The sequence below is a fragment of the Pseudomonas sp. SWRI77 genome, from assembly GCF_014269105.1.
GTDB classification, from domain to species: domain Bacteria; phylum Pseudomonadota; class Gammaproteobacteria; order Pseudomonadales; family Pseudomonadaceae; genus Aquipseudomonas; species Aquipseudomonas capeferrum.
Genome location: NZ_JABWRV010000003.1, coordinates 1 through 21,571, shown reverse-complemented (window position 1 = coordinate 21,571; position 21,571 = coordinate 1). Strand labels below are relative to the sequence as shown.

The window sequence follows — 21,571 nt, the reverse complement described above, 5'->3', positions numbered from 1 at the left end:
ATCGCTAAGGCCGCATAACCCTGATACAACTTAGCTGATCCCACTCTCTGTTCACAACGCGTTTGAATAGCATTTGAACACCTGCGGCAACGATTGGATTATTCATAGGATCGGCGGTCTGAATTTCAGCAACTGCCATCCATCTCGTGGTGGTCGGCTGCTTGATGGTGCGCAGTATAAATACCCAATCACTGCTCCTCGGGCCCATGCGAAGAACACCGCAGGTTCTATGATCCCAAAGTTCCAGAACCGCCCCCGACTCCACATTATTAAATTTGAAGTACTGAGAGTTGATGTGGCACCCCACGTCGTCGAGCCGTTGCGTGATACTGTACTTTTCCGGCAAACTGACCGAGCACTGTTTGCCCGCAGGCGCGCCCCCCTCGAATCGTTCGGCAAAATCAATCGAACCTTGCGCCTGCGCCTTCGACCCCGCCCCTAATAGCCCAAGGGACACGCAAACGAGCAACAAACAAGCATGTGACAATCTGTTGACCATGATGGCGCTCCTGGCATGTCAATATTTCAGATCCAGCGCAACGGTGAGGGTACGGCCCGGTTCAACAAGCGTGGGTTCCACCCGGAGCTGTGTCAGGTAATTACGATTACTCGGTGTGTTGCGCGGCAGGTAGTCGATGCGTCGATAGTGTGAATTGCCCTTGCTGTCGTGCAGCAGTACCACCACGGGCTTGGAAACGAAGTCGCGATTCGGATCACCCATCGGGTGATAGGGCATGTCGTCGACCCGCACATTGACAATGACCAATGCACCGGTCTCAAAGCCTGTTGCCCCGACCTCCAGGTCGTTCTCACCCCACTTTTGCCTCTGCGACAAGGCCGGCAGGCTCGCGTCGAAGGTCACGTACTGCGGATACCCGCGTTGACGATTATGGAAAATGGAACCTGTGTAACTGAACATCGACTCGCCCACGTACTCGCTCTCCCAACGGATCATCGAGAGGTTGGTCAGTTTGGCGGGCTGCACCTGGTTATTTTCAACAGCCACGAATTCGCAACTGACGAAGTCCGCATAGCGGTATTTGAGTGTCCAGTAGTCGACCGTACGCAAATGGAAATCGAAGTCGTCTTCCTCAGGGTCACCCGGGTTACGCGAACCGCCCGCCACCCGAATGCGCTCGAAACTGTAGTCCTCCGCGCCCTGACGCGGCAGCTCGGCTGCAGTCACCTCCACCGTCGCACGCGGGTCAGTGGTGTCGTTGGAGGAATACCACGCACCGCTGTCGCTCTGGATGCGCGCATACAATTCACGGCTCTGGCCCACAGACGTTCTGCTGTGCAGGAACAGGCTGGTGGTCCATTGCCGGTCATTGAGCAGCTGCGACCGTTCTGAGTGCGCCGTGTTGGCATTGGCCATGTCGAAGCGGTTACCCGTGAGCCGGACGGCCCAAGGCGTTTCATCCGACGGTTCAATGCCCTCTTGCTGCTCATCGAGGAACGGCACATGCTCAGGCCCTCTTACCAGCATGAGGTTCAGGCTGGCTCGCTCTTCGACACTCAACGGGTAATCCTGCCCATTGGGCGCCGTTTCGATGAACACCTCCAGTTCCAGCTGCTGGTAGCCGTTGGCATACAGCCTGCCGAGCCGCCCGTTGTCCGCACCACCCAAAACTCGCACATTAAACACACTCAACAAGTTCCAGGACGCTTCCTGCGCCATTTCGCTCTGGTTGACCACGCTGTAGCCACTGGCGTACACCACGCCATTGTGAATCAGCTCGCAGACGGCCACGTTGCTCTGGCTGGCACTTTGGTCCGCACTCATGAACAGACCCCGTTCATCGACCTGGCCATCGCCCGCGAGCATTCGCCAACGCCGTGGAATGGCGTCCAGGAAGCGCCCATCGTCGGCCAGTTGCAAGCTGTTGCCGCGCTGCACATGGGCGGCATAGGGAGGGTCTACCGTCAGCAACTGCTGACCATTGACCAGTAACAAGGCCGTTGTCGCCTCAGCGGTGCCCTGCGCCCGCACCTGTTGTGCCACCAGAGAGCGCTGAGCATCACGGGGTGTCGGAACGAACACGGCTTTTTGCCCATCCAGTTCCGCCAGTTCGCCATGGCGAGGTTCGATCAGCTCCCAACTCACCGGCGCCGCATCAGCGCTCCACCCGCTCAGGGCGATGGCCTCTTGTTGGCCAGGTGCGAAGCTCGCCACCTGCGGGCAGAGCGTCAGCGCCTCGAACGTCACCAGCGCCCGCAGCGAAGCGACATAAGGACGGTTGGTCACGTCGCTGTCCACCTCGGCGGTGATCACTACGGCCATGCTTTCGCGGCCGATGGCATTGCGTGCCGGGCTGGTATAAAGGCCGCTGCGCGAGTCGATCTCGCCATGGCCTTGCACGGTGTGGCTGGACAGGCTGACCGCACGCCAGCGGCTGGCAGTTACGGGTTTGCCGGCACCGTCATGCAAGGTGAACTGCTGGCGCTGCCCTGCCTCAATGACGACGCCGGCCGGCTCGATACGATAGGTGGTGAGCAGCGGGTCGATATTGCCGAACACCACCAAGTCCAAGGGCGTTTTACGCTCTTTTTCGATAAAGGCGTGGGAGCCTGGGAACAGCAGGCTGCTGAGCACCTCCAGATGCCCATCGCGCACCTGCTCGAGCAAGCGTTGCGCGAGGACCAGCGTTGCCGAGTAGTCGCCATCGGGAATAAGGTAGGGGAAGTCCTCGCCGGGGAAAGCACCGTTGTGGCTGTCGCCAAGCACACGGATGAACACCAGCACCGCACCATCGCCATGGTTTGTCGAGCCGGGGATCCTGGCGCCGGGGGCAGCCTGGGTGCGAAGCACGAAGCTGGCCGGCGAGAGCGGGTCGTAGCCATCGAAGTCGATCATGCCCAGGTCGAAGGCACTGACACGGCCCGGCAAACCCTGGAACCAGGCGTGCAGCGCCGTGACCAGCGCTTCATTGAGCACGGGCTGCTCAGCCAGCAGATTGCAGGCCATTCGCGCGCCCTTGGTCAGGTCGAGGGTAACCCGCCCGCGCCGGTTAACCTCGCCCGCGACATGCTCCAGGTCGATCTCCATCTCAAGGTAAAAACCCATGGCCTCGGTGACGCTGAAGGTGGACAGCAGCACGCCGTTAGCTTGATCAAACGTGGTGCAGCGCCCGCCAACAACAGCGAGTGTAAGCAATGCTCGGGAGTTGCTCAGCGAGGCATTGCTGAAAGACAGCCGAGGCGTACCAAAGTTGATTTTCTCCAGTTTGATTCGATGTTCAGCAGGCGCCGGACTGGCCAGCGATTGGCTGAACGACGGCAGAAAGCGCATCGTGTCCAGCCGCTCGTTGTATTGCTGTTCCAACAAATGATTGAGACGCGAGCGACTGTAAACAGCGACGGCCCCCCAACCCTCGGTTACCGGCCTTTCACTCATCCGCCGGAGCAATTGTTCCTTTGAATTGGCCATGATTCATCCTCATGTAACTGATTACGGTTGGTTGGCATGCGCGTGAGCAGTGACGTCCCAGCGCTCGTCCAGGGGCAGAATCAGGTAGCCGTAGGCCGTCCCTAATGGCGAAGGCAACTCGTAGGTAGCGATGACCAGCACGTAAGGCGCAGCGGTGCTCGGGTCTGGCAGATAACGGCCATCGGCGGTTACTTCACCTGGGCCGTCGAGCGGTAATTGCCACTGCACATCAGTGGATACCGGGTTGCCCATGATCAGCGCCTGCAGTTGCAGCGCCCCGTTGGGCAACAGGGTGTAGCGCACCTGGAGCAAAGGCTCGGCTGCCATCACCAAAACATGGCAAGAAGCAGCCGCCCCAGTTTGCAAATCACTGGCCTGTACCTCTTCAATCAGATACGGGGCATCACTGATCTGCTCGGCAGCGGCGTAGACTTGGCCAGTACCTTCAGCCGCCGGGCGCAGGGCACCACTGCCAGGTTTTGGATCGACCAGCGCCCATTGCAGCTCGCCACCGAGCGTGCCGGCGCTCACCGGCACTTCATCGCCGACACTGCAAACCCGTATCAAAGGGTTGACCGTGATGCGCTGGCGCAGCGCACTCACCAGGCTGATGGTCCGCGCGCGGGTGCTGGTGTCGGTCGCCGTGACCAGTACCCGCACACCATCGCGCCCCATACCATGGGCCGGCGGTGCCCGGTAGGCGCCGGTGGCGGCGTCGATGTTGCCGGGCAGGCCTTGGCTGCCAGGTACAACGGCCACACTCCAGGTAACAGTGCCTCGGTGCGCCGGGTCGATCTCGAAGCTGTGCCGGTCACCCGCCGCCAACAACACGTAGGGCTCAGTGATACGTAAGGTGTCGTTGCCTGACTGCAACGACCCGAACAACGCAAGGCCATTGGGCATCTCCAACTGTCGCGCTGCGAGTCGCGCATGGCGGGCCAAGCGCACTTGCCCCAACACTTGCTCAGGCACCCTCGCCGTGAGTCGCAGGGTCAAACGCTTGAGAATCGTCTGTTTAAGGGCGAGGGCAATGAACTGATTGATCTGTGCCAGCTCCGAAGCCGGCAGGAGCTCGGGCAGGCCAGACACATGAGTCACCTCAGGCGCATCGCTTACCGGCCACAGGATCTGCCCCAACAACAGGCCGCCAGCAGCCTCTTCAGGTTCTGGTTTGAACAGGTCGAAACGGTGCTGCAATTGGAAGTCGAATGTCGCGGTGTGGGTCTTCCATAAAGTGGCATCAGGGCGCTTGTAACGAAACTCGACCGAGCAGGGTGCTTGCCAATTCAGCTCGGCATGGCTTGCGAGCAGGTCCACACGCAACGGCAACGCACCTGCCCCAACAGGTACGCTGATACTGGACGACTGGAACTGAAAGTCACGGGTGTCGTAATGGATACCTGGGCCTTGCAGCAACCCTGCCTTCGCCTGCATGCTCACCCGTACATCCGCCTCTTGCTGGTAATCGAACTGCCCTCCTTCGAGCAGATGCTCTACAGCGTTAGCAAAAGCGGCGCGGTGCACTAGGCGCCGCGACAGCAGCACGGTTGCCGGGTTGTCGGGGCCCTGCTCGTCGGTCAGCAAAAACGGGAAATTCGAGCCTCGGGCGGGGTAGGCCCCAAAGGAGCCATGCTCCAATGCGGCAAACAACACCACCGCAAGCTGACCATCGACTGCACTGACATGGCTACGCAGACCAAGCCTGCGCGACCTCAAATAGGCATTACCTGAGGTGTCTGCAAATTCCAGCAAGGTCTGGACGCGCAGCTCAGGTGGCAAGCTGGTGAAGAAAAATTTAAAAAACTCGCCGCCCGCAGTGCGTTCCGGTAATGATTGGCCAAGGGACAACTCCAGGTCGTCAGACAGTGCGAGGTCGGCGGACAACGTCTGCCCCCCATCGATCAGGTCCAACGTCTGTCGCAAACACAAGCCGTCGAGCGCATCGTGAGCGCTTACGCCGATCACCCCTTGCATGCTGTCGCGCACAACATGCACACCTCCCGCGACCGCAGTGCGCTGGGTGAACCGCGCAGTTTCGTAGGAAGGCACGGTCAGTTCAAACTCAGGTGCCGCCAGATGGTACCCGAACAGATGATGGGTAATCCCCGTGCTGGGTATGGCGATGCGTGCGTCGATCCCCTCCATGGCACCTTGCTCTGCCAGGCGCTGCACGTAGCCCGCCTGCAGGGACTGGTTGAATACTGCAGGGGACAGCGCGGCGATGAAGTCCCAATCCCCATGCGTGGGGTGATCTTTCATCCAAGCCAGCAGCAGTGGCAATGCGTTACCAGACATGGCGTTCTCCAGATTCGATGACGAGGCTTGCAATGGCGTGCGGGAGCGCGTCAGCCTTGGCCGGCTGCCGTCCCGACTACATGGGCACACAGGGTTCGCATTTCAGCCTCGAAATCAGCCAGAGGCAGCGGCAGGACGATGAAGTCGGCGAACGGGGGTAAGGTCGGGATGCAGAAGTCGTAGAGCCCTTGGAGCACCACGAAACGTGCATCGCTAAGTGGATCAACTCGGTACGTGTCGGCGTCGAACGAACCGGGACCGACAAGCACCGACCACGCGGCATTCGGCATCGGGGCATTATTGACATAGAGCTCAAGTTGCACCTCCCCCTTGACCAAGTCCATGTGCGCTATTGAGAGGGTCGCACTAGTGGCCATGCGGGTGATGACGCACGTGGTATGGGTTTGCCGGGACACGCTGTCCTGCACTTCAACCTGTTCGACGAGGAACGCGGCGCCGGCTATCCCCTCCCCAGCGACATAATGAGTGCGTGCGCCAGTGGTGACGCTCAGCGAGCCATGGGGGCTGTCACCCAGAATGCGCCAGCTGAGGTTCTGCGGCGTCAGGCTACCTGCTGTGAGTACCACCTCGGCCTTCACGGGGCAGACCTCCACCAAGGGACTCAGGTCCAGGCCCTGGCGCATCACGGTAACCAATGCGGAGCTTGCGAAGTTCGTCACGGGATCGGTAGCGGTGACGCGGACACGTAGATAGTCTCGGTCCATGGCACTTGCGGGGGGCGCCTGGTAATTGCCATGGGTAATGCTGCCGACATTGCCTGTGGCGCCATCGACCCATTTCAACGCCCAATCCAGCGCATCGTCACGCTGCCCGCTGATGAACTGCAACGAAGTACCCTGAACCATCACCGGTTCCAGGGGCGATATGTCGAAGGTAGTCAGTGACGGGCTGACCGCGCCGAACAGGCCGATGTCGTTAGGCGCCTGCACCTCATGCCCAATCACAGCGCCGCCGAAACTCAAGCGCACTGTATCGTGGACCAGGGCTTCGGTCAGCAGGCCCGTGGGCATATCCTTGGCCAGGCGGGCTCTGATGGCAGTCTCGTAAGTGGGCCTAAGGTGGCCACGGATCGTAAATAGAACGAAAAACACGTAGTAGAGTACTAACAACCCCATCAAGGTGTCCCGCGAAGTCTGGAGGGTCGCGTCGCTGCTCCGCGAAGCCTGGAGGGTCGTGTCGCTGTCCGACGGAACCTCATGGTCGGGTATGTCAACAGGCGGTGTGATGTCGTTGACATCAAGCGACTTCAGTTGAAGCGTTCCTGTGTCGCCAATACCCATTTCATAATGGGCATTCACCCGCAGCGAAAAGGGCTGATCGACAACTGAAAATTGTTCCCAGTCATGCTCAGTGAAGAGCTGGTGCGTATCCTCCAGTTTCAGCAATTTCACGGAGGCCAGAGCGGTGATTGTCCATTCCAGATGAAGATCATTACCCTCAAGTACGCAGTGAAAGTTGTTTTTCAAGGGCGCTGGGGTGACGTCGACGCTATGTTTCATGAAAATGAGGACTTGCTCGCCGTTCAGCCTGAACTTTGGGTCTCCGACCGTATCAAATTCCTGGTAGGGATGAAGGTAATGCCCGTTCACCGCCGAAATACGTTCAAGCCGTTTACCTTCGCTGTAGTGAAGTTCAAACTCTGCGTCGGTCAGTAGCCCGCGGAACTGGCGCAACAACTCGGCCGTCATGATGCGCTGGCGGTCCAGCAGCACGGTCGCCGAGTAGCTGGGTTCGTCGGGGATCAGGTAGCGAAAGTCTGAATCCGTCTCAGGCAGCGACCCCTCATAGCTGCCTGCCATGCGCACGAACCCCAGCACAGCGCCATCGCCCTCGTCGGTGCCGGGCGCTTGATCCGGGTGCGCCTGGGTGCGCAGGCGAAAACTCTGCGGGAACAACAACGGCTCCAGCCCTGGTGCAATCTGCCCCGCAGACCACATCCGCTGCGCAGGCGGCAACTTTCTGAAGAGTTCCCGGAAAAAGGCCCCGCCCTCTTCCTTAGCCCTATTGCTATCAGCAAAGCTCAACTCGAAATTGTCGCTTTGGCTGAGGTCCAGGCTGATCTCGCCCCCTTGCGCAACATTCCCTGGCACGTCACCCAAACGCAGATCGAGTTTCAATTCGGGCCCTGCAAGCGGGCCGATGAAGTCGAGCCTCTGGACATACCATTTGCCTAGACGATTTTGCAGATCCACCTGCTGCCCAGCGATGACCGACATGCGCAGGCGTGCCTTGGAGTCGTTCAGGTTGGCGTTCTCGAACGATAGACGCGGGCGGTCCAGGGTGAAGTCGTGAATGAATACCTTGTATTCATTAATGATCGGTATGCTGCCGCTGATTGGCGGCAAGTAAGACTGGGTATCGAAACGACGAATATATTCCTGGCTGAGCAGCCTGTTGTATTTGGCGCGGTCCAGCGACACGATCATGTCCCAGTCGAATAACCGACTTCTTTCACGCATCCAGTTCAGCAAAGCAGGCAATGTGTTATTCATGTGCAGGTTCTCACGTTGAAGTGATGGTTAATGCACGAGCCGTGCAGACACGGAGCGAAAAGGCTTGTAACTTTCGCCATCGTCGAAACTTGCTGCGACCGTGATGAGAAACTCCCGACCAAGCTGCAGGCTTTCCAGCCAACTTTTCGGCAACTGGGCGTGAATCTCGCTGACGTAATATTCCTCTTCGCTGACCGGCAGGTTGTCACGCAGCCAGATCGACACCTCATCGTTCGGCCCGCGTCTACCCAAGGCCTGGATACGCAGCAGTTGCCCTTCAGCCATGAAGGGCCAGGAGGCCAAGGTGAACGGGCTACTGTCACCCTGCACATCCGCCAGGCTCAGTTCGCTGTTCTTGATATCCCGACCACTGATTAGCGGATAAACGTCCTGTGCATAATCATCGACACGCAGGTCGAAGGCTGCGGAGGGATAAGCCTGTTCACCAGGTGGCGTGACGGTGTAATACACCCGCAGACGCTTACCTATGTTCGCTGGAATGGCAGAGACAGGGACGGGATACCGTCGAGGATCACCGGCAGAGGGCGTATCGATGATGATTGAGCCAGTACTGGCATGCCCGTCCCAGTGCATCTTGACCACCGCGCCGGCTGTTTCAGCATCGGCTGGAATACGTACATGGGCCCCCCAGAGCGCATCGCGCGGATGCAGCGTGGCTTGGTTCGGATCATCGCCGCCGTCTGGCACCGCATTTTCGATGATCGGCCAAGGCAGATACAGCGGGCGGCGCACGGTCAGTTGCAACGGCAGCGAACGCCGTGCCTGACGATGACGGGAATACTGATAATAGATCTCGAACGCCTGGCCGAATCGCTCTTCGCTCAGCCAACCTGGCTCCAACAACACCAACAGGCGCTGGCTATCGATGTTGCTCATATCCATGCGCACACCGCGCACCGTGCGATCACGGCCGTTGATGGACACGACGATCTGGTCACCTGCCTGCATTCCGGGGTAAGGCGCTATGACCAGCGGAACACCCTCGCGATAGTCATCGGGGTTCAAGTAACCATTGCCGTCGTACCCGGGGATTTGCGGCGCTTCCAACAGGCGTTCGGGCGAGGCGAATGACTGCACGACGAAACGCTGTGTCGGGGATTCGCTGGTACTGCCGTTGGAGTACGTGATGACATAGTGCAGGTCGCCGTAGTCGCCTTCTCGAAGGTCCCACACATACTCGACAGGGAGCTGCATGCTGATCGGATGGCCGATGTCATGCGCCCCGACAGGGTGACGGCCTTTGTAGGGCTGATCGGGAAAGTCGCGGCTATAGGCTTGCCAGGTCAGAACCAGCTCATCATCCACTGACATCGATTCATAGGGAGGGATCGTAACGGTCTGGTCCTCATTCAGCTTGCCGATTTCGAGCACCAGATCGTGCGATTGCGCGATCTGCGCAACGCCCAACGAATACCCCGTGTTCGCAACGCCGTCGACCGAGAAGAACAACCGCAGCGATTCGGTGTCAGGCCCCACTCGCATACCCGGTGCATAGGAGTAGAACACGTACCCTCCGGACAACCTGACCAGGACGCCATTCGGAATGGTCACCTTGCCGCCCCGCACCGGGTCGACATCTTGCGGGCACTCTAAACCGAGCAGGTCGACCACATCGCCATCGGCGGTGCAGCCGCGCCAGTTCAAGGTGATGGGATCGCCAGCGCTCATACCGGGGTTGATCCAGGTCTCGAGGGCGCCGCCATTGAGCTCGACCACATCGATGTTTGCATCACGCAATAGCGGAATATGGGGTAGCACGGGTCTTGAAACCATACATGCCTCGCTTGCTCGTTCGAGCAGTGCCGGTGATCAATGGCGAGAGTTATATACGCTCGCCACAACGTGGCGAAACTGGCAAAAATGCCAGGTGACAGCGCAGCAGCGTGGCCTTAGCGTGACCCCCGACTGGCAAAGCGGTTGTCACGACCATCCCACGTGAAGGTGAACCATGACCATCAAGACTTCCGTGCACTCCAATGCAATGAACTTCATGAGTTTCATTTCAGGCGGCGTCGATCCTCGCACCGGGCAGTACACGGTGGCGATCGAACTGTCAGAACTGGGTGGCAACGACGGACAGGGGCCGGCGTTCAAGCCAAGCTTGTTCTTCAGCCCGCTCAATACCGAGGATTCGGGTTACGGCATGGGCTGGAACCTGAAGGTTTCGCAGTTCACGCCCCACGACCAGGTGCTGTCGTTGAGTACCGGCGAGTCGTTCAAGATCACCGACCAGGGCACACGACCGATGACGCTGCAGGAGCAGCGGCTCGACAACTTCCATGTCTACCAGGAAGGGGCCGATGGCCTGCGTGTGGTGCACCGCTCGGGGGTGGTGGAGATCCTCACCGAGCAAGGTAGCGCCGATCGCCAGGTGTACCTGACCAAGACCCTGCTCTCGCCCCAAGGGCACCGGTTGAACTTCGATTACGTCCTGTTCGCCAGCACCCACCCCGTGCTGGCGACTATCAAAGACGGCAGCGACCGGTTGCTGTTCAGCCTGAAAAGGGACGGCGGCGGTATCGAGTTGGACGAACACCCCTACCAGGGTGAAGACGGCGGCCCTTTGGCGAGGTACCGGATGGTGCTGCAAGGCAGCGACAATCGGGTGGCCACGATCGTTTTGCCAACGGCCGAAATGGCCAGCTGGCGCTACACCTACCGAACGGTGTTCGGCCATCTGTGCATGAGCGAGGTCGGCACCCCGACGGGTTCACGCGAATACCTGAGTTACGACGATGGCGGGCATCAGTTCCCCAACCGCAGCGGCCGCACCCCCTTGCCGCGGGTCACCACTCACCGCATAGAGCCCCGTTTCGGCCAACCGCCCATCAGTATCGAGTACACGTTTCCCGATGGAAACAACTTCATCGGCGGTAGCACTAGCATCGGCTGGGATGATTCAGGGCGAGACAACCTGTATCAATTGCTGGGTGAATACGAGTACGGCAGCAACGAGGTAATCTCAGTCGATGGCCAGGAACTGCGGCGCATCGAACGGCGCTTCGACCGCTTCCACCTGACAACCCGGGAAACGTCGATCGAACAGGGCCATATCAATACGCAGTTCACCCGCTACGACGTGGACTACCACAAGCCTTTCGCTCAACAGCCGCCGAGCTTTCAGTTGCCTGTAACCGAAGAGCGCCAGTGGCGGCTGGCGGACGGCAGCCGTCCGCATCGTAGCGAGATGGTCACCAGCCGTTATGACACGCACGGCAACCTGTTGAGTCGAACAGAAGCCACCGGCGTTACACAGACCTCTGAGTGGTACCAGGTCATTCGCGACGACGATGGCAACCCGATTGATGAAGATGGCCACCCCGCCGACCCCGAAGGGTTCGTGCGTCACCTCAAGGCGCAGGTTACTTTCCCCGCTCAAGGTGAAGGGGTAGCGCCCATCCTGAGCCAGCAGTACCGGTATGTGACACTCCCGGCACTGGCCAGCAGCGACCTGCCGCGCTGGCACGCCCTGCGCACTGAAACCCTGCTCGACCTGAGCCAAGGCGAGCAGGAACTGCGCCGCATCGAGCATCACCACACTGACGCCCCGACCGACCCGGCCCAGCATGGCCGGCCTTATCGCAAGGTGCAGGTCAGCAACGCCCTGCAAACAGTCACCGAGTGGCGTTATCGCACGGTAGCCGGCACAGCGCCCAGCCAAACGGTGCTGCAGGTGGAAACGCTGGTGACCGGCTACGATGGCCCGCAACGCACCACGCTGGAACAACGCTCGCTGTTCACCGGCGAGCAGGTCCTGGGCCGTGATGGCGACGGTGTAGAGACCCGCTACCAACACGATGCACTGCGCCGCCTGGTGCGCGAGACCGTCGCTGAAGACACCCCTCACCAAGCCAGCAGGCACTACCAGTATGCGCTGTGCGCCGAAGACAACCAACAGGCCAGTCAACAGGTGAGCGATGCCCGCCAGGTGTGCACCCGCAGCCTGCTCGATGGCCTTGGGCGGGTCATTCGGGAGCAGCGCGACCATGTTTACCCCGAACGGCCAGAAGTTTTCGTCGACACCCTGAATGCGGCGTATGACGAACAGGGCCGGCCAATTCGGGAAGACCGCTATGACTACCTTGCAGATGGGCAGCGCCTGACACTGACACAGCGTTTTCTGTACGACCATTGGGGTGAGCGCCGGTGCACCGTCGCACCCGACGGTGTCGAATGGCACGAGCAGACCGACCCGCTGGGCAACGCCAGCCACTCGGGCAAAATCATCCAGCGCTGGCGGCAACAGGCAGACCTGGTCAGCGCCCGTGAGCAAACCTGGCTGAACCTGTTCGAAAACCCTGTCAAGGCCCTGCGCCTGAACAGCGACGGCACACAGCAGGCGGAACAGAGCTGGTACTACGACGGGCTGGGTCGGTGCTTGCGCAAGCTCGATGAGCGGCGCAACGCCGAACACTATACCTATGACGCCTGGGGCCGGATGCTCAGCACCCGCTTGCCTGATAACACCCTGGTCAGCCGGGATTACGCAGGGCACAGCGAAACCGACCTGCCGATCCGTGTGTTTGTTCAGCCCGGCAATGAGTTCCACCGCAGTGCTGAAGTCGGCGCGCAGTTCTTCGACGGCCTCGATCGCCTCAAGGCAAACAGCAGCGGCCCACGGCTGGAGCATTACCACTACCAGGGCGGTGAATCACGTGCTCGGCACAAGGTCGTCGCCGATGGCCGCGAAGTGGTTTACGACTATACCCTCAGCCACACCCTCTATCCGTTGCTCAGCAGCGCGAGCGATGATGAAGCACGTTTTGTCTACGACCCGGTGAGTGCCCAGGTCACGGCGTGCAGCAATGGCAACAGTGAGTACCAGTACGAGTACAACATCAACGATCAACTGACGGCAGAGCACCTGCAGCAACCGTCCGGACTCGCCTGGACCCGCCGCCACGACCACTCCCTGCTGGGCCTGCCTTTGACCACCACGCAAGACAATGGCCTGGTCAGCGCTTTCCAGTACGATCAGTTTGGGCGTGTATCGACACTGCGCCAAGGCCACCTGGAGATCCAGTACGCCTATGACCTGCTTGGGCGGCCGCAACGGGTCACCAGTCGCGACCTGCACAGCGGTAAATCGCTGGAAACCGAGATCGAATACGACGACCAGGATCGCGAATGCAGGCGCACCTGGCGCCAGCCTGGCAAGCCGGAGCGCAGCCTGCAACAGACCTGGGGCCAGGACGGTTTGCTGGCACAACGCCACCTGCAACAGGCGCAGGTAGACCTGCTGAAGGAGACGTTCAGCTACAACCCACGGGGTCAGTTGGTCCGCCATCAGTGCCAAGGCCTGCAACTGCCGCATGATGCCCTCGGGCGGCCAATCAGCTCGCAGACGTTCACCTACGATGGCTACGACAACATCGTCGAAAGCACCAGCACGTTCGCCGGCGGTAGCGGTAGGGAACGCGCCCAGTACCGCTATGCCGCAGATGACCCGTGCCAGCTGCGTGGTATCACCTATACCCCGGCCCGGGCTACCCCCAACCCCACGTTCCGCTATGACCGCAACGGTAACCTCACCCAGGATGAACGCGGCCGCCAGCTGACCTATGACAGCCAGAACCGGCTGCTGTCGAGCGAAGATAATGGCCGTATCGAGCGCTATCGCTACGACGGCCACAATCAACTGCTGGGCACCTCGGGCACGGGCCAGGACGATACCCTACTGCTGTACCAAGGCAACCGGCTGAGCCTGGCGGTGCGGGGTGCGACCCAGACGCACTACCTGAACCTGGGCGACCAGCCGCTTGGCCAGCAACAGGCCGACGCGCCTGAGCAGACCTTGCTGCTGCACACCGCTGCCAGCCACAGCGTGATCGCCGAAAGCCAGGCCGACCAGCAGCGCAGCATTGCCTACAGCGCCTACGGCCAGCCCCATAGCGTCGACAGCGCACAAGCCCATGCAGGCTTCAATGGCGAAGTGCTCGACCCCGCCAGCGGCTGCTACTTGCTGGGCAATGGCTACCGCGCCTACAGCCCGGTACTGATGCGCTTCTACAGCCCGGACTCGCTCAGCCCGTTCGGTGCGGGGGGCCTCAACTATTACGGATACTGTCAAGGCAACCCGATCACCTTCCAGGACCCCACCGGCCATGTGTCGTCACGCCCACGGCGCCCCGACGAAGACATCACCTACGATTCCGAACGCGAACAACCCAAGCAAAAACACGGTTGGCTCAAATGGTTGTTCGTCGGCATCGCCATCGTTGCGACCATCGCCACCGTGGTCACCGCAGGCAAAGCCGTGATTGCCGCAGCGGCCGCCTGGAAAGTCGTGGGTGCCTTCGCCGCAGGCAAGCTGATCGCGACTGCTGCAGTACACGTCGCTGCGACTGCAGCCACGGTAGTAGCGACGGGGTATCAGCTTGATAACGCCATCAGCGGTAATGAGAAGTCAGGGGAAATGGCGACCTGGTTCGGGCTGGCGGCGACGGCTTTGGCGTTTGCGCCAGCGGTTGTCAAGAGCGTCGGTTCGCTGGTTTCAAGCGTGCGTTCGTTCAGGTCGGGTTCCTATTCGCTCAGAGGAACGCCAGTGCAGGGCAAGAACATAGACGGAACTAACCGATTTATCAGATCGGCGAGAGTCACCGATTACGAGACTGATTTGCGGCGGCACTCCCTGTTGCCACGTCCGCCTCAGCGCGCACATTCACTGATTTCATTCGACTCTGACTTATTTACACCGCGTGGCGGGAGTATGAGTTGGATAACAACCCTGTGACCCGAGAAACCGTCGGTATTCGCCGACACTTACTTCGCACATTGGGAGATGCACATGAACACGCCCACTAACTCTTCAAGTAAACGTCAAATCGCAGAACAGGATCGCCGCGCCTATCGACTCGCGCGAACAGCGTATCTAAGTCGATTACTGACTGAACTCCCTCCCGTCGTCCCAGGGATCATTGACCATACAGATGGCACACTTTCCCGAGAGGCCGCAAGTGCTGATCTTCTGATCCAGATTCCTGCCTGGAAGTTTCTCCCCGAGGAAGATGACACCGAAACGGTTCAACTCCAAATTTCCACGGTCGGCCTTGAACCTTCTACGTTCAGAGATATCGGCGAATCCAAAGAGGTGGTTGGGCCAGCCGATCCCAGCGACTTCCCCCTCGAAATGTTCGTGCCCCTGAACCAGCTCGCCGAGGGACGACTTTGGCTGCGTTACAAGATTGTAACTTTTAATTCTAGTACCGTATTTTCAAGCATTGTACCGCTTATCTGTGACCGCACTGCACCTTACAATCCGACTCTGCCTGACGGCCAGCTGGACGCACTTTCACTGCCCATCGCGGTGATTGACGACGATTACCTCGCGGACCATCCCAACGGCCTGACGGCCTCGATTCCCACCTATCATACCGCCAGGGAGGGCGATACCTATCAGGTCTTCTACTTCGATCATTTCCCTAGCGAGCATGACGATTACTCGACGCCTGTTCACCGGGGGCCGGTTGACGTTGCGGCTCCGAAAGTACTAATACCACGAGCCGTCATCGAAGAGGCGAAGGATGGCAAATACTACCTCGCCTATTATCTAACGGACAAAGCTCACAACAAAAGCCGGATATCGCTTGCCACCCCGTTAAATGTGACACTGGGTGCCTTGCCAAAAAATCTGCAATTGCCTGAAGTACCTCTGGCGCAGGCCGATAACCTGATCGATCTCAAGGACGCCATCCAAGGCGTAACGGTTCTCATCCAGACCTACGATAATGCCAGGGAAACAGACCACATTGCCATCACCTGGGGTACTGCACCGTTGGTAATAGAGCCCGTCGGAGCGAAGCCATTCCCAATCTATATCAATGTGCCGAATCCTATTCTGCATGATCAGTACACCGCTACGGACGTACCTCAAGCCACGGCGGTGAAGTATGCAATTCTACGGGGGGAAGTCCCCTTCCCCTCGCAGCCAATCAGCGTGGATGTCGACTTCAGCATCGTCGGGCCGGTTCGTCCCGATCCCGACCCCACTTGGCCCGATCCAATCAACCCACTGCTGCCCCCTCCCTCAGTCATTGGTGGTGGCTCCGGCGGACTGAACAAACTTGATCACTCGGATGCCAACATCGATGCGACACTGTTGTTCGAACTTTATGACAATGCTCAGGATGGCGAAGTCGTCGACTTTTATTGGGAGGGCATATTAGTCACTGAGGCACGCTACACCGTAGACACCTCCGACGGACCGACGGTGGAGAGAATTTTGCCGTGGGAGTATATTCTTGAGGCGAGCAACAATTCCGAGCTGAAGCTCTATTACACCATACGCAAAACCGATGATGCGCTGAATGAACAGCAGTCGAAGGTGCAACTTGTCAATGCCAATGCCGTGATCATCACTCTTCCGCTCCCTGTGTATCAGGGTGTGGTCAAGAACTGGATCAACTGCGATTCACTGGCCAATAGCGGAGCTGAACTCTCGCTCAAGGTTGCTATCCCGGACCTGCGTAGCCATTTCACTCTAGGTGAAAAAATCACGCTTTATTGGGAACCGTGGTGGGGTGCGAGCGAGACCGACGGCTCCGATCCCGTAATAGATGCCCAGTGGAACGAAACCATTACGCTAGACGTCGATCACATCGGCGGTTTCATCTGGGAAGTTAAGCCCTACAAAGATTATCTGCTACCCACCTTCAACCCACCCGACCAAATCAGGGCTCGAGCCCGGGTACGCTATAACAAGGAAGATGACCCAGGCTTGAGTTCAGAATGGGCGGTACAACGTATGAGCATTGCTGAAGGGGGTTCCTCGTGTAGCATTCCTTGACGGCAAAACGACACCTCCTGTAAAGCAGGGTACCACGCGGCCCTGCTTTTACTTCACCCAAGACTCAGAATTATTACCTTGGCATGTAGGATAATTCCTACATATCAAGATAACTTATAACTTTAAGCTGAACATCCAAGCCTCACATACTTCACAACCCTTCGAGGCTGAGACAATTATAGGATGGTATTCCATGTCGAATCCCACTACGTTCAAGTTAAAGTTACTCACGGTATTTATTAACACAGCCGTTGCCGTCCCTTTAGGGCTGGTAGCCACTCCTGTTGTAGCCCAGCAAAACATTGTTGACGATACGCTGATCGACGCGAGCAGCGCGCTGGACAACTACCGTGTCTTCTCACCCGCAACCCTGACCGCGAATAACGCGCACGTGCTGTATATTGACGTCGAGGCAGGCGGCTCACTTGTGATGAGTGATTCCCGCGTCGAGCCCGGCAGCCGAAGCTCGATTGGCCTCACGCTCAGTAACGCCAATGCAATCGTGCAGCGCTCCCTTGTCAGCAGCAGCGGCCGCGCCTTGATTGCCAACCAGGGCGCTCGCGCAAGTATCAGCGACAGTACCCTCGTGGGCGGTTTGCGCGGGGCGCAGATCAACCAGTCCACAGTGCAGCTCGAACGCAGCCAACTGCGCGGCATCGCGGCCAATGGGTTTGGCGCCGAACTGTTCGACGGCACCCTGATCGCCCGCGACCAGAGCGTGGTCAGCGGTGGCAGGAATGGGGTATGGGTACGCGATGGCTCGGGCCTGACAGATGGCAAAGCCACACTGGTCCTCGACAACAGCCGCGTCGAGGGCCTCGACGGCTCGGCGATCCGGGTCGGGCGCGGCGAAGGACGCGTTGCAGCAGCACAAATTGACGTGCTCAACGGCTCCAGCCTCGGCGCCAGCAACGGCGTATTGCTGGAAGTGGCCGATGCCGCCAGCGCCGCTCTGCGCGTCAACGACAGCCACCTGGTCGGCGATATCGTGGTGGCCGAAGGCGGCGCTGCCAACGTCACCCTGGAAAACACTGCCACCCTGGTCGGCCGCCTGGAGAATGTCGCGAACCTGGCCATCGACAGCGGCGCCGAATGGACGATGGTTGGCAATGGGCAGGTAGGCGACCTGGCCATGAACGGCGGCACCGTGCGCTTCGGCTCGCCGGGTGAGTTCCTCACGCTGAAACTGGACAACCTGCAAGGCAACGGCACCTTCGCCATGGAAGCGGACTTCGCCAATGGCCAGGCTGACTTCCTTGAAATCAGCGGCCAGGCCACGGGTGATCACAACCTGCTGATCACCGCCAGTGGCAATGAAGTGCTCGGCGAAAGCGACCTGCACATGGTGCACGCCGCCAGTGGCGATGCGCGCTTCTCGCTCGAAGGTGGCCCGGTGGACCTGGGTGCCTACTCCTATGACCTGGTGCAAAAGGGTGCGGGCAACGACTGGTACCTCGACCTGGCTACACGTGCTGTGAGCCCGGGCACGCAATCGGTAATGGCGCTGTTCAACACGGCGCCGACCATCTGGTATGGCGAGCTCACCACCCTGCGGGGGCGCATGGGCGAAGTACGTCGCGACGGCGCCAAAGCCGGAGCTTGGGTACGCACCTACGGTAACCAGTTCAATGTCGCGAACGGTTCTGGCGCGACGTACCAGCAAACCCAGCAAGGCTTTTCGTTCGGTGCCGATACGCCATTGGCTGCCGGCGACGGCAACTGGCTGGTCGGCGTTACCGCAGGTTACAGCAAGTCCGACCTGAATCTGGCGCGCGGCTCCTCGGCCACGGTCGACAGCTACCATGTCGGCGCCTACACCACCTGGTTCGATCCGCAGAGCGGCTGGTATTTCGACGGTGTGGCGCGGATCAACCGCTTCGACAATGACTCTGACGTTCGCCTTAGCGACGGTAAGAAAACCGAGGGCGACTACCAGAACCTGGGCGTGGGCGCGTCTCTCGAGGTCGGCCGTCACATGCGCCTGGCCGACGGCTACTTCATCGAACCCTTCGCCCAGGTCGCAGGGCTGGTAGTTCAGGGCAAAGACTACACCCTCGACAATGGCATGCGCGCCGAAGGCGGCGCTGCCCACTCGCTGCAAGGCAAGGTCGGCACTCTGGTCGGTCGCACGTTCGAGCTGGCCGACGGCGGCATGATTCAACCCTATGCCCGCGTCGCCGCCGTGCACGAATTTGCCGACGACAACCAGGTCAAGGTCAACGGCAACCGGTTCAACAACAACCTGGCAGGCTCGCGCGGTGAAGTAGGCGTCGGGGTCGCAGCGGCCTGGACCGACAAGTGGAGCGGGCACGCCGAGTTCGACTACAGCAACGGCGAGAAACTGGAGCAGCCCTGGGGCGTCAACTTAGGGGTGCGATACAACTGGTGACAGACATGAGGGAAGGCCGCGCAGGCCTTCCCTTTTTTGTTCGAGCGCGGTAACCGAATGGAGAACAGACCATGCCCAAAGCGAAAACACCCAATACGCCTGCGGAAAAGGCCCAGGCTACCGCGCGACGCCTCTCCCCCGCCGACATGGCCGAGGTTGTGTATTACCTGGAGCCTAGGGTGCCGGCATTGCTCCCTGATGCCCCCGGCATGCCCAGCAACCTCCTGCCCTTTGCGGCCACGTCCTTGCCGCTCGACGTCGAGATCGAGATGTGGGGCATTTCCGAGCCCAGTGAAGACGACCCCGAGTACCTGAGGTTCTACTGGAACAACGAATGCATACTTGAAAGCGTCTTTACCGAGCCGGTGCAACCTCATGAACGGCTTATCAGGGTGCCAGTACAGCACATGACCCATGGCACCCATGAACTGCACTACGAGGTGCAGATATTCAATGGCAGCGTCACGCCTTCGCTTGCCTTGACGATCACCATCGACAACCAGCCGCCCCGACTGCCTGAGGCCAACGAGATCATCTTCCCGGACGAGGTCATGCTCGGTGGCGTCACCGACCGCTACCTCCATGAAAACGACGATCAGTTGCTGGGCGAGGTGCCGGCCTACCAGGACAGGCAGGTTGGCGACACGCTGTATTGGTACTGGAGCGACACGCCCAACGGCAGAGAGCAGGTCGATGCCCGCGAACTGCTGGACCTGGACAACCCACTGGTGCTGGCTATCCCTGGTGATTTCATTCGGCAATTCAGCAACGGCGTGTGCTATGCGCGCTACGAAGTTCAAGACCGTGCTGGCACTGCCATCCAGTATTCACTGGCGCAAAGCCTGCAGACCACTGCCACGCCGGCCGAGCGCATTCTGCTACCCCCGCGCATCCTCGAAGCCGATGGCGCAACACACACCAGCACCTTGTTGCCGCGCAACACACTCGACTATGTGACATTCACGCTGCCAAGCAGCGTGATCGTTGGCGATGACGAAGAAGTGACTGTGTACTGGGGCGAACCAGGCACCCCCGGCGCATACCAGACCAGCACACCCGCCGAACCAGACGTGCAGGCGTATCACATCCCGTGGCAGTACGTCGCCCATGGCATGGGCAAGACAATCCCCTTGGACTACACCTTGAAGGACTACAAAGGCGAAAACCACATCTCGCAGACCCACCGCTTGCGCATCACCACCCTGACCGGGCTGCCGATCATCCAGTGCCTGGAGATCCGCGGCAACCTGCTGGTGCTGGATACCCTGGGCGACAGCGCCACGTTCACCCTGCAGTCGTGGCGCTTCATGGCGGCGTCCCAGTATGTGACGGTGTGGCTCGAAGGGGTAAAACTGGGCGATATCAGGGAGCGGGTCACCCTCCCAATAGTCACCGAGATGCCTGTACCCGATGAGCGACCGGTGATCGATGTCGGGTCGGTGAGCAAAACGGCCCTGCAGGGGCTGGAGCGCGGCTACCAGTTCGTGGTCAAGGTACAGGTCAGCTTCGACGACAAGCAGAGCTGGATACCTTTCCCACTGATCAGCGCCACCCTGGTCGATCAATTGCCCTGAGCCCCGAACGGGACAAAAAAAACGCCACTCAAAAGAGTGGCGTTTTTCATGTTTGGAGCGGGAAACGAGACTCGAACTCGCGACCCCGACCTTGGCAAGGTCGTGCTCTACCAACTGAGCTATTCCCGCATTGTGAAGCTTTACCGCTACCGGCGTGAACGCCCTGAAGACCTTCACCACCACTGTACCGCATAGACGCCACAGTATTTAAACTGGAGCGGGAAACGAGACTCGAACTCGCGACCCCGACCTTGGCAAGGTCGTGCTCTACCAACTGAGCTATTCCCGCAAATGGCGTCCCCTAGGGGACTCGAACCCCTGTTACCGCCGTGAAAGGGCGGTGTCCTAGGCCACTAGACGAAGGGGACACACAACACTTTTCAGTGCGCCAGGTATTGAACCTCACGATTCAGCCTGGGCTTTCTTTTCCTGCCCCGCCGTTAAGCATTGCCGGAGAAACTGGAGCGGGAAACGAGACTCGAACTCGCGACCCCGACCTTGGCAAGGTCGTGCTCTACCAACTGAGCTATTCCCGCAAATGGCGTCCCCTAGGGGACTCGAACCCCT

At 59.6% G+C, this 21,571-nt stretch carries 9 protein-coding genes and 4 tRNA genes; 4 read left to right on the top strand and 9 right to left on the bottom strand.

The window, feature by feature from the left end:
* Positions 1-4: 4 nt before the first annotated feature.
* The 5 genes from HU766_RS03925 to HU766_RS03905 form a co-directional block, all read right to left on the bottom strand.
* Positions 5-499 carry a hypothetical protein gene (locus HU766_RS03925; protein WP_186653722.1) on the bottom strand — a complete coding sequence of 165 codons (495 nt, stop codon included), beginning with the start codon at positions 497-499 and terminating at the stop codon, positions 5-7.
* Positions 500-517: 18 nt separating this feature from the next.
* Positions 518-3,097 (bottom strand): hypothetical protein, encoded by a 2,580-nt coding sequence (locus HU766_RS03920; RefSeq protein WP_186653720.1) that lies wholly within the window; start codon positions 3,095-3,097, stop codon positions 518-520.
* A gap of 351 nt (positions 3,098-3,448) precedes the next feature.
* Complete coding sequence (locus HU766_RS03915) at positions 3,449-5,722, bottom strand: hypothetical protein (RefSeq protein ID WP_186653718.1); 2,274 nt, start codon at positions 5,720-5,722, stop codon at positions 3,449-3,451.
* Positions 5,723-5,772: 50 nt separating this feature from the next.
* Positions 5,773-8,235 carry a hypothetical protein gene (locus HU766_RS03910; RefSeq protein WP_186653715.1) on the bottom strand — a complete coding sequence of 821 codons (2,463 nt, stop codon included), beginning with the start codon at positions 8,233-8,235 and terminating at the stop codon, positions 5,773-5,775.
* Between the two features lie 27 nt (positions 8,236-8,262).
* A complete protein-coding gene (locus tag HU766_RS03905) occupies positions 8,263-10,014 on the bottom strand; it encodes a hypothetical protein (RefSeq protein ID WP_186653713.1) in 1,752 nt (583 codons plus the stop codon).
* Between the two features lie 190 nt (positions 10,015-10,204).
* On the opposite strand from HU766_RS03905, the gene HU766_RS03900 reads away from it, so the two are divergent.
* The 4 genes from HU766_RS03900 (at position 10,205) to HU766_RS03885 (ending at position 21,004) form a co-directional block, all read left to right on the top strand.
* Positions 10,205-14,989, top strand: a complete 4,785-nt coding sequence (locus tag HU766_RS03900; RefSeq protein WP_186653711.1) for an RHS repeat-associated core domain-containing protein — start codon at positions 10,205-10,207, stop codon at positions 14,987-14,989.
* A gap of 54 nt (positions 14,990-15,043) precedes the next feature.
* A complete protein-coding gene (locus HU766_RS03895; protein ID WP_186653709.1) occupies positions 15,044-17,041 on the top strand; it encodes a hypothetical protein in 1,998 nt (665 codons plus the stop codon).
* Positions 17,042-17,471: 430 nt separating this feature from the next.
* Positions 17,472-19,430 carry an autotransporter outer membrane beta-barrel domain-containing protein gene (locus tag HU766_RS03890; protein ID WP_238338556.1) on the top strand — a complete coding sequence of 653 codons (1,959 nt, stop codon included), beginning with the start codon at positions 17,472-17,474 and terminating at the stop codon, positions 19,428-19,430.
* Positions 19,431-19,501: 71 nt separating this feature from the next.
* Entirely contained in the window at positions 19,502-21,004 is a 1,503-nt protein-coding gene (locus HU766_RS03885; RefSeq protein WP_186653696.1) for a hypothetical protein, read from the top strand.
* 53 nt (positions 21,005-21,057) lie between these two features.
* Here the strand turns inward: HU766_RS03885 and HU766_RS03880 are convergent.
* The 4 genes from HU766_RS03880 to HU766_RS03865 all read right to left on the bottom strand — a co-directional run bounded on the left by HU766_RS03880 (position 21,058) and on the right by HU766_RS03865 (position 21,540).
* Positions 21,058-21,133 (bottom strand) — tRNA-Gly (locus tag HU766_RS03880).
* An 84-nt stretch (positions 21,134-21,217) separates the two neighbouring features.
* Positions 21,218-21,293 (bottom strand) — tRNA-Gly (locus HU766_RS03875).
* Between the two features lie 3 nt (positions 21,294-21,296).
* Positions 21,297-21,372: transfer RNA gene (locus HU766_RS03870), tRNA-Glu, on the bottom strand.
* Positions 21,373-21,464: 92 nt separating this feature from the next.
* Positions 21,465-21,540, bottom strand: a tRNA-Gly gene (locus tag HU766_RS03865).
* Between the last annotated feature and the right edge of the window lie 31 nt (positions 21,541-21,571).

Coding starts and splice junctions, on each gene's coding strand:
- HU766_RS03900 (WP_186653711.1), top strand. CDS start 10,205: ATGACCATCAAGACTTCCGTGCACTCCAATGCAATGAACTTCATGAGT.
- HU766_RS03895 (WP_186653709.1), top strand. CDS start 15,044: ATGAACACGCCCACTAACTCTTCAAGTAAACGTCAAATCGCAGAACAG.
- HU766_RS03885 (WP_186653696.1), top strand. CDS start 19,502: ATGCCCAAAGCGAAAACACCCAATACGCCTGCGGAAAAGGCCCAGGCT.
- HU766_RS03910 (WP_186653715.1), bottom strand. CDS start 8,235: ATGAATAACACATTGCCTGCTTTGCTGAACTGGATGCGTGAAAGAAGT.
- HU766_RS03925 (WP_186653722.1), bottom strand. CDS start 499: ATGGTCAACAGATTGTCACATGCTTGTTTGTTGCTCGTTTGCGTGTCC.
- HU766_RS03915 (WP_186653718.1), bottom strand. CDS start 5,722: ATGTCTGGTAACGCATTGCCACTGCTGCTGGCTTGGATGAAAGATCAC.
- HU766_RS03890 (WP_238338556.1), top strand. CDS start 17,472: ATGAGTGATTCCCGCGTCGAGCCCGGCAGCCGAAGCTCGATTGGCCTC.